The sequence below is a fragment of the Burkholderia stagnalis genome, assembly GCF_902830275.1.
GTDB classification, from domain to species: domain Bacteria; phylum Pseudomonadota; class Gammaproteobacteria; order Burkholderiales; family Burkholderiaceae; genus Burkholderia; species Burkholderia stagnalis.
Genome location: NZ_CADESW010000017.1, coordinates 157,197 through 170,612, shown reverse-complemented (window position 1 = coordinate 170,612; position 13,416 = coordinate 157,197). Strand labels below are relative to the sequence as shown.

Here is a 13,416-nt window from a genome sequence, read left to right as displayed (position 1 = left end):
CCGTGGCTCAGGAGTTCGCCGTACTGTCGGCGGGAGGGACTTCGGTATCGATCAAACCGCCACCGAGCGCCTTGTAGAGCGCGACCGCGTTGTCCAGTTCGGCGTTGCGCAGATCCAGCAAGGCCTGACGCGCGGCATACAGCTGTCGCTGCGAGTCGAGCAGTTCCAGCCGATCCTCGATGCCCGCGCGATAGCGCAGATTGACGAGATCGGTACGGCGCTCGGCGCTCTTGACAACCCGCGCCTGCGCGTCGATCTGACGGCTGAAGGTCTCGCGTCCGGCGAGACCGTCGGCCACTTCCCGGAATGCAGTCTGGATCGCGCGTTCGTACTCGACGACCGCGCTGGACTTGCGCACTTCCGCTAGATTCAGCTCGGAACGCAGCCGGCCACCCTGGAAGATCGGCAGCGTGACCTGCGGCGCGAAGCTCCATACGCGCTGGCCGCCGTCGAACAGGCTGCCCAGCCCCGGGCTGAGGAACCCGATCGACGAGGTCAGCGACAGGCGCGGGAAGAACGCCGCGCGCGCCGCGCCGATGTCGGCGTTGGCGGCCACGAGATTCTGCTCGGCCTGTTGGATGTCCGGCCGGCGGTACAGCAATTCCGACGGCAGTCCGGCCGGCAGTTGCGTCATCACCGGCTGGCGTTCCAGCGACAGCGGGTCGGGCAGGTTCTTCGGCAGCTCGGTGCCGACCAGCAGCCGCAGCGCATTGTTGGCCTGCTCGACGGCGCGCGAACGCGCCTCGAGATCGGCGCTGGCGCTCGCGACCTGGCCTTCGGCCTGCGCGATGTCGACGCCGCTGGCCTGATCCGCGAGCTTGAGCCGGCGCGCGAGGTCAAGCGACTGGCGCCAGTCGTTCAGCGTGCGTTCGGACAGCGCGCGCTGCTCCTGCGCGAGGCGCTCGGCGAAATACGCGTTGGCCACGGAGCCGACGAGTGCAATCTGCACGGCGCGACGGCCGTGATCGGTCGCGAGGTAGCGCGCGAACGCCGCATCGGACAGCGACTTCACACGGCCGAACAGGTCGATCTCGAAGGCGCTGACGCCGACGTTCACGCCATACTGGTTCTGCGTGTTTTCGAGCAGCGGCGGGTTCGATTGCGAGTCGGCCGCCGTGCGCTGGCGCGTGAAGCTCGCGCCGGCACTGATCGACGGCAGGCGCGCGGAGCGCTGGATGCCATATTGCGCTTCGGCGGCCTGGACGTTCAGCGCGGCCAGGCGCAGGTCGCGGTTGTTCTCGAGCGCGAGCTCGATCAGGCGCTGCAGGCGACGATCGCCAAACATCGTGCGCCAGCCGAGATCGGCTGCGTTCGCATGCTGGTCAGCCGCGGCAGTGGTCGTATAGGCGGTCGGCACCGGCATCTCGGGCCTGACCAGCTTCGGCGCCATCGAGCACGCCGACAACGCGAGAGCGGCGGAAACCGCAGCGGAAAGAATGAGTAGTCGCATGGCATCAACCTTCTTGTTCGGGGGTCACGTTGGCGCGCTTCTTGCCGGACGCGAGCCATGCCGAGATGCGTTCCTGGATGCTCATCACGAACACAAAGAAAACCGGCACGAAGAAAATGGCCAGCACGGTGGCGGCGACCATGCCGCCGAACACACCGGTACCGATCGCGTGCTGCGTTTCGGCGCTGGCGCCGGTTGCGATCATCAAAGGCACGACGCCGAGGCCGAATGCGAGCGAGGTCATCAGGATCGGGCGCAGGCGCAGCTTCGACGACTGTACGGCCGCCTCGATCAGCCCCTTGCCTTCCTCGCGCAACTGCTTCGCGAACTCGACGATCAGGATTGCGTTCTTCGCGGACAAGCCGATCACCGTAATCATCCCGACCTTGAAGAACACGTCGTTCGGCAGCCCGCGGAGCAGGACCGCGGCGAGTGCGCCGATCAGGCCGAGCGGCACCACCAGCATCACCGACAGCGGAATCGCCCAGCTCTCGTAGAGCGCCGCGAGCACCAGAAACACGACGACCATCGACAGCGCCATCAGCATCGGCGCCTGAGAGGCCGACTCGCGCTCCTGCAGTGACTGGCCCGTCCACGCCACCGTGAAGCCCGGCGGCAACTGCGCGGCCAGACGCTCCATCTCGGCCATCGCCGCGCCGCTGGAGTAGCCGGGTGCCGCACCGCCGGAGATGCGTGCGGACGGATAACCCTGGAAGCGCACCAACTGGAGCGGGGTCTCTGACCAGACCGGACGCACCACTTCGGACAACGGCACCATGCCGCCGGCCGCGTTGCGCACGTAGAGCTTCATCACGTTGTCGATCTGCATGCGTGCCGGGGCATCGGCCTGGATGATCACCTGCTGCATGCGGCCCGCGTTCGGGAAGTCGTTCACATAGGTCGAGCCCATCGCGGCCGACAACGTATCGCTGATGGTCGTGAACGACACCCCTAGCGCTTCGGCCTTGTCGCGGTCGATATCCAGCTTCACGCTTGTGCCGGCCGGCAGGCTGTCCGGATAGACGCCAGTCACGATCTTGCTTTGGGCGGCCAGCTCGAGCAGTTTCATCTCTGCCGCCTTGAGCGCGGCATAGCCCTGGTTGGCACGATCCTGCAGGCGCATCGTGAATCCCGAGCTGGTTCCCAGCCCGTCAATGGCCGGCGGCAACAGGCTCATGACGGTACCTTCTGTCACGCCACCCATCGCAGCCTGCGCGTGCATCGCTTCTTCCATCGTGGACGAACCCTCGCGCTTGCCCCAGTCCTTGAGGACCGCGTAGTTCAGTGCCGCGTTGGAACCGAGACCGGAGAAGCCGTAGCCGATGATGGAGATGCTCGACTGGATCGCCGGACGTGAGGCGAGGTGCTTCTCGAGCGTCTTGACCACGTCGCCCGTGCGCTCGACGGTCGAATCCGCCGGGAGCAGGAAGCCGGTCATGAAGTAACCCTGGTCTTCTTCGGGCAGGAACGACGACGGAAGCATGCGGAAGCCGAATACCAGTGCCGCGGAAATCGCGACGAACAACAGCATGACGCGGCCCGTGCGGCCGACCAGGCGGCCGACGCGCGTCTCGTACCAGCCCGTTAGGCGATCGAAGCGTCGATTGAACCAGCCGAAGAAGCCGCGTTTCTCGTGGTGCCCATGCTCGATCGGCTTGAGCATCGTCGCGCACAGGGCCGGCGTGAGCGTCAGCGCGAGCAGCGCGGAGAACAGGATCGACACGGCCATCGACAACGTGAACTGCTGATAGATCACACCGACCGAGCCGCTCGACATCGCCATCGGCAGGAACACGGCCGTCAGCACCAGCGTGATGCCGATGATCGCGCCGGTAATTTCCTTCATGGCCTTGATCGTTGCATCCTTCGGCGACAGCCCTTCTTCGACCATCAGGCGCTCGACGTTCTCGACGACGACGATTGCATCGTCGACGATGATGCCGATCGCGAGCACCATGCCGAACATCGTCAGCACGTTGATCGAGAAACCGGTCATCAGCATCACCGCGAACGTGCCGAGCATCGCGACCGGCGCGACGATGGCCGGGATCAGCGTATAGCGCACGTTCTGCAGGAACAGGTACATCACCAGGAACACGAGCACCATCGCTTCGAGCAGCGTGTGAATCACCTTCTCGATCGAGATCTTCACGAACGGTGCGGTATCGAACGGGATCGAGTAGGTCATGCCGGCCGGCATGGTTTTGGCGATCATGTCCAGTTGCTCGCGCACGGCTTCCGCCGTCTTCACCGCATTGGCGCCTGGCGCCAGTTGCACGCCGGCGAAAGTGGCCGGCTTGCCGTTCTCGCTGTTCACGAAGGTGAACGCCTGCGGGCCGAGTTCGACCCGTGCGACATCGCCGAGCACGACCTTCGAGCCGTTCGCATTCGCGCGCAGCACGATCTTGGCGAACTGCTCCGGCGTCGTGAGCTGGCCTTGTGCCGTGAGCGGCACCGTTACGCGCTGGCCCCGCATCGCAGGCGCAGCCCCAAGGCTGCCCGGCGCGATCTGGACGTTCTGCTGGCTGACGGCAGTGGTCAGGTCGTTCATCGACAGACCGTAGGTAATCAGCTTCTGCGGATCGACCCAGATGCGCATGGCCTGTTCCGAACCGAACAGTTGCACCTTGCCGACGCCTTCGACACGTCGCAGATCCTCGACGACGTTGCGCGCCATGTAGTCGGCCAGCGCGTTTTCGTCATAGCGGCCGCTGTCCGACTTGAGGCCGACGAACAGCAGGAAGCCGGTGGCGGCAGACTGCACGATCACGCCGTTCTGCCGCACGACCGGCGGCAGGCGCGGTTCGACCGACTTGAGCTTGTTCTGTACGTCCACCTGGGCCATTGCTGAATCAGTACCGGGCTTGAAGGTCGCGGTGATCTGCGCCTGGCCCGAAGTATCGGCCGACGATTCGAAGTACAGAAGGTTCCGCACGCCAGACAGCTCGCGCTCGATGAGGCTCAGCACGCTGTCGCTCATCGTCTGCGGCGTCGCGCCCGGGTAGGTGGCGGTAATGGTGACGGTCGGCGGTGCGACCGACGGATAGCGCGCAACCGGCAGTTCGGGAATGGCGATCAGGCCCAGCAGGATGATGAAGAGGGCGATCACCCACGCGAAGACCGGGCGGCGGATGAAGAATTGGGACATGACTGGGTGCTCCCGTGACTCAGTGCGACGAAGCGGTCTCGACCGCTTCAGGCGCCTTCCATGCAGTCGCCGTTACCACCGCACCGTCGGTCAGGCGCTCCATGCCCTCGACGACGATCTTCTGGCCCGCCTGCAGCCCCGACTTGATGCGATAGCTGCGATGCGTCAGTTCGCCGATCTCGACGGCCTTCAGGTGAGCGGTGCCCTTCGCGTCGAGCACCCATACCTGCGGCTTGCCGCCCGCGCGCACGATGGCCTGCTGCGGCACGATCAACGCGTTGTCGTAATGCCCACGCGGGATGCGGGCACGTACGTACATGCCCGGCAGCAGCTGGCGCTTCGGGTTGTCGACCAGCACGCGCACCAGCACGTCGCCGGTGCCAGGATCGACGTTGACGCCCGAGAACAGCATGCGGCCGCGCGCGTCGTAGCGCGTGTCGTCGTCGCGCAGCACGTCGACCGGCACGCCGTTGCTGTCCGACGCTTGCGGCTGCGACGCGAGCGCGCCGCGCAGCGCTTCGAGCGAGGCGGCCGGCTGGCGCACGTCCACGTAGACCTGGTCGATCTGCTGGATGCGCGCCATCGGCTGGCTGTCGGTGCTTGCCACCAGTGCGCCTTCGGTCACGAGGGCCTGGTCGATGCGGCCGGCGATCGGAGCCTCGACGGTCGCGAACTTCAGGTCGAGTTGGCGACGTGCGAGTGTCGCGCGAGCCTGTGCGACGTCGGCGGCAGCCTGGTCGCGTTGGGACACCGAGTCGTCATAGACCTGACGGCTGATTGCGTCGGCTTCGACGAGCGGCTTGAGTCGTGTGGTCTGGACCTTGGCCCGTTCGAGCGCGGCTTGCGCGCGTTGCAGAGACGCCGCGGCCGTGTCCATGTCGGCCTTGAATGGTGCCGGATTGATCTGGAACAGCGGCTGGCCGGCGCGCACCTCCGTGCCCTGTTCGAACAACCGTCGTTGGACGATGCCGCTCACCTGCGGCCGGATCTCGGCGATCCGGACGGCTGCGACACGGCCGGGCAGGTCTTCGGTCAGGTCGAGACGCGAGGTCGCCAGGGTCATTGCCGCAACCGGAGTAGCGGGTGCAGCGGCTTGCTGTTCGGATTGCCCGCAACCCGCCAGTATCGCCGCCGTCACTAGCACGCCGACGGCGCTGTAGCAGCATCGTTTGTGATTTTTCATGTGGACTCCTTGAGACGCAGGACCCATGGCCCGCATTCTGTGTTCGAGGATGGCATAAACGGTTCCGGTGCCGCAGCCCCGTGCAACTACTAAGTTGCTGCAAATTTCCCAATATGGTCAAATGACCATGTCAATTGACCAAGGGCGCGTAGTCTATCCCAAAACAGGAGGTCGCGTTTTCAGGCATGGGCCTTCGCTTGCGGCGCGGTGTTCGACGGAGGCCGGGAAAGGCTGGACAGAAGGAAGTCGTTTTTGCATGTGACGACAGAACGATGCTTCGTCGACAAGGAAGCCGGGCGTGGTCGGGCAAGGCCGAGTATTGGGGGCGGATGTCGCTGCATGCAGGACAGATCGCCCATGCGGACCAGGAAGCGGGCGTCTAGCGCCATCAGGACTTCGGACTGTTAATCCATTCAATTTTCACCAAACTGAGCACGAAAGGATGAACCAATCGACTGTATCTTCGGCGCTGAGCGCCCGACTGCGAGATGCCTCCTTACTGGAGACGCGGGTCTGGCTTGCATCGGGATGGGAAAAAGGCGAGGAGGGTCGTTCGTTTCCGGTCACGAATCCGGCTACGGGTGAAGTCCTGGCGCGCGTGACGAGTCTCGGTGCTGCAGAGGTGGATAAGGCCATTGCGGCGTCGGCTGCGGCACAAGAAGCATGGCGCACACGAACCAGCCACGAGCGCGCAAGGATACTGCGCGCATGGTATGACCTGATCGTCGAGCATGCGGACGACCTTGCCTTCATCATGACGTCGGAGCAGGGCAAGCCGCTCGCCGAGGCGCGCGGCGAAATCATGTATGCCGCTTCTTTCGTGGAGTGGTTTGCCGAAGAAGCGAAGCGGGTATATGGCGACGTCATTCCCCACCCGCAATCCGACAAGCGCATCTGCGTCATTCGCCAGCCGATCGGTGTCTGCGCCGCGATCACGCCTTGGAATTTTCCCGCCGCGATGATTACACGCAAGGTGGCGCCGGCGCTGGCTGCAGGCTGTTCCATCATCGTGCGCCCGGCGGACCTCACGCCATTGACGGCGCTTGCGCTTGCCGTGCTCGCCGAGCGAGCGGGTATTCCCGCCGGTGTCCTTCAAGTGGTGTGTGGCCCGTCGCGCGAGATCGGCGCGGTCCTCACGGCCAGCCCCATTGTGCGCAAGCTTTCGTTTACCGGTTCGACCGAAGTGGGTCGCGTGCTCATGAGCCAGTCGTCGGCGACGATCAAGCGGCTTTCTCTCGAACTCGGCGGCAATGCACCTTTCATCGTGTTCGACGATGCGGACCTCGACGCAGCGATTGAAGGCGCGATGGCATCGAAGTACCGAAATAGCGGCCAGACTTGTGTGTGCGCCAATCGCTTTCTCGTGCAGGCTGGCATTCACGACCGTTTCGTCGATGCACTCGCTCGGCGAGTCCAGGCGCTCAAGGTAGGAAACGGAACGGAGCCAGGCGTGCAGCAGGGGCCGCTGATCCAGCAGTCCGCCTGCGATCACCTGAACGAACTGGTCGACGATGCGGTAAGCAAGGGCGCACGAATCGTCACTGGCGGGAAACGCCATCCGCTCGGTGGGACGTTTTTCGAGCCGACCGTCATCACGGATGCGACGCCGGCCATGCGTTTGGCGCGCGAGGAACTCTTCGGGCCCGTCGGTCCGGTGTTCCGCTTCGAGGATGAGGCGGAGGCGATTGCGATGGCCAACGACACCGAGTATGGCCTGGCAGCCTATCTCTATACACGCGACCACGGTCGCATCTGGCGGGTAGGCGAGGCGCTCGAGTACGGCATGGTTGGCCTGAATACCGGGGTGATTTCCAACGAGGTCGCGCCGTTCGGTGGGGTGAAGCAGTCCGGCCTCGGCCGTGAGGGCTCCCGTTACGGGATCGAGGAATATCTGGAAATCAAGTACATGTGTACCCAGATCTAACTGCAAATGTCGGCATGAAGGAAACGTCAATGGAAATGCCCCCGAAGTCGCTGCTCTTCGAAACCGTTCCGTCGATCCTCCAGGAATGGGGCTGCGTGCGCCGCCTGGGCGAAGTGATGGCGCGATGGACGGATCGTCGGAATGTGCTGATCGTTACTGACGCAGGGCTGCACAAGGCCGGCGTACTGGAGCCGGCGAAAGCATCGTTGGCAGCCTCGGGATTTCGTGCGGCGGTTTTCGACGAGGTCGTGGCCGATCCGCCAGAGAGCGTGGTATCGCGTTGCGTAGCGTTCGCCCGCAGTGCCGACGCAGACGTCGTCATCGGCCTGGGCGGCGGCTCGTCGATGGACATTGCGAAACTGGCCGCCATTCTGACCGTGTCGCAGCAGTCGCTCGCGGACATGTACGGCATTGGCAACGTTCAGGGCGAGCGCCTGCCATTGGTGCAGATCCCGACGACTGCCGGCACTGGATCGGAAGTCACGAATATTTCCATCGTTTCTGTGGGCGAAACGAACAAAATGGGAATCGTCTCCCGTCAGCTGTACGCCGACAAAGTGATCCTGGACGCCGAACTGACCGTCGGCCTGCCACGCAGTCATACGGCTGCAACCGGCATCGACGCGATGGTTCATGCCATCGAGGCTTATACCAGCAAGCACAAGAAGAATGCCATTTCCGATGCGCTTGCACGTGAAGCACTGCGTCTGCTGGCAAGCAACCTGATCCCGGCTTGCGAGAATGGGAAAGATCAGCGCGCGCGGGAGGCCATGCTCCTGGGCGCAACCCTGGCGGGCCAAGCGTTCGCCAATGCTCCGGTGGCCGCGGTCCATGCACTGGCTTATCCGTTGGGCGGCCATTTTCACATCCCGCACGGTTTGTCCAACGCATTGATGCTCGCCCCCGTACTGCGTTTCAACGCCGAAGCGGCTGCTCAGCAATATTCGGAATTGGCAGACCTCGTAGGAACGGGAGGAGAGGGCGACGTCCACGCGCGCACCGCCGCATTCATCGGATTCCTGGATGACCTGATGGAACGATCCGGCGCACCGCGACGCCTGCGCGACGTAGGCGTCACGCGTTCGAGTCTGGCGACACTGGCGGCAGATGCCATGAAGCAGCAGCGCCTGCTGCAGAACAATCCGGTCGTTGTCACGGATGCCGATGCCTTGCGCCTGTATGAACAGGCCTATTGAACCGACGCAGGCCAATCCGTTGTCGCCGTAACGTTAATAGAGAGAGTGCACCGTGAATACTGTAGAAAGGATTGAGCATCACGAGGTCGTCATTCTGGGTGCCGGCTTCGGCGGCCTCGGAATGGCGGCCCGCATGAAAATCGCGGGTATCGACGACTTCGTTGTGCTCGAGAAGCGTCCGGAGCTTGGCGGCGTCTGGCTCGACAATTCGTATCCCGGCGCGGCATGCGATACCGAGTCGCACCTGTATTGCTACAGCTTCCATCCGCACTTGCGCGTCAGCGCGATGTATGCAGGAAGAAATGAACTGCTCAATTACCTGAAATCGCTTGCCACGCGGTTCGGCCTGGCAGAACACCTTCGGTTCAATCGCGAGATTCGCAGCGCGGAATGGGATGCGGTTGCACGCCTCTGGCGGTTCGAGCTGAACGACGGTTCGCGGCTGACCGCCCGCTTCTTCGTGCCGGCGTGGGGACAATTGAACCGGCCGATGATTCCCGCGGTTCGCGGCCTGGAAAGCTTCAAGGGGGATTACTTCCACTCCGCGGAGTGGCGGCACGATGTCGATCTGAGCGCCAAGCGTGTGGCGAGCATCGGCAATGCCGCAAGCGCCGTGCAGTACGTGCCGGCCATCGCGCCCAAGGTCGCGCAGCTCACGGTGTTCCAGCGAAGCGCAAACTGGATCATGCCGCGCAACCAGATCATCTTTCCGAAGGAGCAGCTCGATCTGTACGAGGAAGAACCTCATCTCTTCGAGGAAAGCCGTAAATCGCTACACGCCTTCCGCGAGTCGGGGTTCGAGCGCACGCGGATCGGCTCCAATGCGCAAATGGAAGGCAAGAGCCTGGCGTTGGCCCACCTTCATCGGCAGGTGTCCGACCCGGTGCTGCGCGAGAAGCTGACGCCGGACTACGAATACGCGTGCAAGCGGATTCTGCGTTCGGACGACTACTATCCGGCGCTCACGCGTGACAACGTCTCGCTGGAAACGGCGGGCGTAGAGGCGTTCGTCGAAGACGGCATCGAGACCCGTGACGGCCGTATTCTGCCGTTCGACGTGGTCGTGTTCGGAACCGGATTCGAAAGCCAGGCATTCCAGGGCAGTCTGCAGGTCCGCGGGACGAACGGTACGCTGGCGCAAGCGTGGGAACACGGCCCGGAAGCCTATCTGGGCATCACGGTGCCGGGCTTTCCCAACATGTTCATGCTGTACGGGCCGAACACGAACCTGAACCACAACTCGATCGTGTCGATGCTCGAGATCCAGCAGAACTACATCATCGATGCGATCGGAAGCATGGCGGCCGCGGGTGTCGACGCAGTGGACGTTGACAGGGCGGTGTTCGACGAATACAACAGCAAGCTGCAGGCAGCGATGGCCGGCTCGGCGTTTTCCGCCGGCTGCTCGAGCTGGTACAAGAACGCGCAGGGGAAAGTGATTAACAACTGGCCGGGAACGGTCGATGAATATCGTGCCGTCACGCGATGGGATCAAAGCGTATTCGGTACGCGCTGAGCGGAGATGCGCATGACATCGGAGCTCTGGTTACCGCTGACGGAAGTGGCTGACGATGCCCGGGACGCCGTACGGGCGTTCCGCGAACTGGGCGGACTGCACTACGGCAGTCTTTCCGTGGATCAGTCCCGCGCGAACTTCGCGCGTGCGTGCGAACTGAACGGCATCGCTGCTGACGACGCTGTTGTCCACGACGACCTAGCGGTTCCCGTAACAGGCGGCAGCATTCGGGTACGGCTCTATCGCACACGCAATGTGGAAGCTGTCGTCGGCAATCCGCTGGTTGTCTTCATTCACGGGGGCGGCTGGGTGATCGGGAGTGTGGACACGCATGACGGCATTTGCCGTCATCTCGCACGTCATAGCGGGTGTCCGGTCGCTTCGGTGGAGTACCGGCGATCGCCGGAGCATCGGTGGCCGGTCCCGCTCGAGGACTGTGAGCGGGCATTGGACTATCTGGTTGCCCATGCATCAGCGCTCTCCATCGACGCATCTCGCGTGGTGCTGGCAGGCGACAGCGCTGGTGGCAACATGGCGACGATCATCGCGAATGCGGCATTGGCGTCAGCATCCTCGATCGTCGGACAAATCCTGTTTTATCCGGTGACGGACCTGACGGCGTCGCTGCCTTCGTATCGACGTATTGAAGGCGGATTTCCGCTTGTGGCCGAATCGATGCACTGGTTCCGCGATCACTACGTGCCGGCCGGCACGCCGCTCGACCTTCCGCGCCTGTCTCCGCTGCTGCATGCGGAGGGCCGGCGGCAGCCGCCGATGTTCATCTCAACGGTCGGACTTGACCCGCTATGTGACGAGGGCGTTGCCTACACGTCGTGCGCGGCACGCGCCGGCAGCGAAGTCGAGCATCACCATCTGCCCGGACATCATCACGGCATCGTTACCGCAGCCCGCAATATCGCGACAGCGAGATATCTGCTGGAGCGCGCCGCTTCCTTCGTTCGGCGGCTTGCCGAAAAACATGGCGTCAATATCTGACGCTTCGACCTTCGCGCGACCTGGCGCCTCGCCGTCCGTGCGACACCGTTTGCGGCGAGTAGGCGGGACAGCGTTCTCGCGTCGGGCGAGGTCATCGAGCTTGCCGCGATCGTGATGAGACGACGGGCGTTGCGCGATTATTCCAACAGGACAGAGGAGATTGGGTATGGAAAAGATCTGGCTTGCTTCCTATCCGCCAGAGGTGCCGGCAGAGATCGACTGGAGCGCGTATCGATCCGTCAGCGAGTTAATCGAGGCAAGCTTCGGCCAGTTTAAGGAACGTCCCGCGTTTGCGTGTAACGGCACGCTGATGACGTATGGTGAACTCGACGTGATGTCGCGCTCGCTGGCCGTGTGGCTGCAATCGCGGGGGCTCGAGCGCGGTGCGCGCGTCGCGATCATGATGCCGAATGTGTTGCCGTACCCGATCTCGATCTGTGCAGTCCTGCGCGCCGGCTACGTTGTCGTCAACGTCAACCCGCTTTATACCCCGCGTGAGCTGGAACATCAGTTGAAAGACAGCGGTGCCGAGGCGATCGTCATACTCGACAGTTGTGCTGCAACGCTGGACGCCATCATTGCGCACACGCAGGTGAAGCATGTTCTGATTGCCACGCAGGACGGCGCGTCCATCGCGGCGATCCCGAGCGCGCACACGGCGTTTGACGACGCGATTGCAGAGGGCGGCCGGAGCACATTCGCGCCGGTCTGCCCGTCACCGGATGACATTGCGTTTCTCCAATATACGGGGGGGACGACCGGCGTGTCCAAAGGGGCGACACTGTTGCATCGGAACATCGTCGCGAATGTATTGCAGACGGACGTCTGGCTCAAGCCCGCTCGAAGTTGGCGTCCCGACGTGAAGCAGTTCATCACGGTGGCAGCCCTTCCGATCTATCACATCTTTGCGCTCAACGTTTGCTGCCTGCTGACGATGCATACGGGCGGGATGTGCGTACTGGTTCCGAATCCGCGTGACATCGGCGGGATGATCGCGTCGCTCGCCGGATACAAGATCACGAGCTTCCCGGGCGTGAACACACTGTATAACGCGATGCTTCATCATCCCGATTTCCTGCGCCTCGACTTCTCCAATCTGCTGCTGGCCAACGGCGGCGGGATGGCTACTCAGGAAGCTGTCGCAAAGCGCTGGAAGGAGATGACCGGTGCACCGATCATCGAGGGATATGGACTGTCCGAGACATCGCCGTGCGTGACGGTCAACCCCGTTGACCGTCACGAGTTCAATGGCACGATCGGCCTGCCATTGCCTTCCACCGAAGTGTCGATCCGGGACGAAGATGGCAAGGAACTGCCGCCGGGACAAGCCGGCGAGCTGTGCATCCGCGGTCCCCAGGTGATGGCGGGTTACTGGCAGCGACCGGACGAGACCTCGAAAGTGATGACCGCGGACGGCTTCTTCCGATCGGGCGACATTGCATCGATCTCCGCGGATGGCTTCGTACGAATCGTCGACCGCAAGAAGGACATGATCCTGGTGTCCGGCTTCAACGTCTACCCGAACGAGATCGAAGAGGTCGTGGCCAAACACCCCGGTGTATACGAGGTCGCGGCGATCGGCGTACCCGATGAGCACTCTGGAGAGGCGGTCAAGCTGTTCGTGGTCAGGAAAGCGCCGGAGCTGACGGTCGAAGACCTGATGGCCTTCTGCAAAGATCAACTGACGGGCTACAAGCGTCCGAAAAGCATCGAGTTTCGCGACAGCCTGCCAAAGAGCAACGTAGGGAAGATCCTTCGGCGAGAGCTGCGGGCGGAAAGGGCTTGACATCGCCGGCGGAGGGCGCTTCGCGAAGACCCCTTCTCACCCGACCGTGTAATGGAAAGCCCTGATTCAAATTGTCCTTCGGCTGCATAAGACTGGGAGTCATTGGACTTGGTCATTTGATCATGTTCGGGATGACCACTTATGTAGGGGTCGTATTGCAATGACCTGCTTGCATGTCGGGCGGGATGTAGACGATCTTCCTCGAGTCTCACGGGTT

General features: G+C 63.1%; 8 protein-coding genes. 5 read left to right on the top strand and 3 right to left on the bottom strand.

Annotation, left to right across the window (positions count from 1 at the left end; translation table 11 throughout):
- Nucleotides 1-7: 7 nt before the first annotated feature.
- From HWY45_RS26255 to HWY45_RS26245, 3 genes are read right to left on the bottom strand one after another with little or no spacing between them, the layout of a single operon-like run.
- Nucleotides 8-1,450 carry an efflux transporter outer membrane subunit gene (locus HWY45_RS26255; RefSeq protein ID WP_059488278.1) on the bottom strand — a complete coding sequence of 481 codons (1,443 nt, stop codon included), beginning with the start codon at nucleotides 1,448-1,450 and terminating at the stop codon, nucleotides 8-10.
- Nucleotides 1,451-1,454: 4 nt separating this feature from the next.
- On the bottom strand, nucleotides 1,455-4,598 hold the full coding sequence (locus HWY45_RS26250; protein ID WP_059488276.1) for an efflux RND transporter permease subunit: 3,144 nt from the start codon (nucleotides 4,596-4,598) through the stop codon (nucleotides 1,455-1,457).
- A gap of 19 nt (nucleotides 4,599-4,617) precedes the next feature.
- A complete protein-coding gene (locus HWY45_RS26245) occupies nucleotides 4,618-5,781 on the bottom strand; it encodes an efflux RND transporter periplasmic adaptor subunit (protein ID WP_059488275.1) in 1,164 nt (387 codons plus the stop codon).
- Between the two features lie 442 nt (nucleotides 5,782-6,223).
- On the opposite strand from HWY45_RS26245, the gene HWY45_RS26240 reads away from it, so the two are divergent.
- From HWY45_RS26240 to HWY45_RS26220, 5 genes are all read left to right on the top strand, one after another.
- Nucleotides 6,224-7,705 carry an NAD-dependent succinate-semialdehyde dehydrogenase gene (locus HWY45_RS26240; protein WP_034202076.1) on the top strand — a complete coding sequence of 494 codons (1,482 nt, stop codon included), beginning with the start codon at nucleotides 6,224-6,226 and terminating at the stop codon, nucleotides 7,703-7,705.
- Between the two features lie 29 nt (nucleotides 7,706-7,734).
- Nucleotides 7,735-8,901, top strand: a complete 1,167-nt coding sequence (locus HWY45_RS26235) for an iron-containing alcohol dehydrogenase (RefSeq protein WP_059488339.1) — start codon at nucleotides 7,735-7,737, stop codon at nucleotides 8,899-8,901.
- A 52-nt stretch (nucleotides 8,902-8,953) separates the two neighbouring features.
- Entirely contained in the window at nucleotides 8,954-10,417 is a 1,464-nt protein-coding gene (locus tag HWY45_RS26230; protein WP_081057935.1) for a flavin-containing monooxygenase, read from the top strand.
- Nucleotides 10,418-10,429: 12 nt separating this feature from the next.
- Nucleotides 10,430-11,413 carry an alpha/beta hydrolase gene (locus HWY45_RS26225; protein ID WP_059488337.1) on the top strand — a complete coding sequence of 328 codons (984 nt, stop codon included), beginning with the start codon at nucleotides 10,430-10,432 and terminating at the stop codon, nucleotides 11,411-11,413.
- Between the two features lie 166 nt (nucleotides 11,414-11,579).
- Nucleotides 11,580-13,199 carry an AMP-binding protein gene (locus tag HWY45_RS26220; RefSeq protein WP_059488273.1) on the top strand — a complete coding sequence of 540 codons (1,620 nt, stop codon included), beginning with the start codon at nucleotides 11,580-11,582 and terminating at the stop codon, nucleotides 13,197-13,199.
- The last annotated feature ends 217 nt before the right edge of the window (nucleotides 13,200-13,416 follow it).

Coding starts and splice junctions, on each gene's coding strand:
- HWY45_RS26255 (WP_059488278.1), bottom strand. CDS start 1,450: ATGCGACTACTCATTCTTTCCGCTGCGGTTTCCGCCGCTCTCGCGTTG.
- HWY45_RS26250 (WP_059488276.1), bottom strand. CDS start 4,598: ATGTCCCAATTCTTCATCCGCCGCCCGGTCTTCGCGTGGGTGATCGCC.
- HWY45_RS26245 (WP_059488275.1), bottom strand. CDS start 5,781: ATGAAAAATCACAAACGATGCTGCTACAGCGCCGTCGGCGTGCTAGTG.
- HWY45_RS26240 (WP_034202076.1), top strand. CDS start 6,224: ATGAACCAATCGACTGTATCTTCGGCGCTGAGCGCCCGACTGCGAGAT.
- HWY45_RS26235 (WP_059488339.1), top strand. CDS start 7,735: ATGGAAATGCCCCCGAAGTCGCTGCTCTTCGAAACCGTTCCGTCGATC.
- HWY45_RS26225 (WP_059488337.1), top strand. CDS start 10,430: ATGACATCGGAGCTCTGGTTACCGCTGACGGAAGTGGCTGACGATGCC.
- HWY45_RS26220 (WP_059488273.1), top strand. CDS start 11,580: ATGGAAAAGATCTGGCTTGCTTCCTATCCGCCAGAGGTGCCGGCAGAG.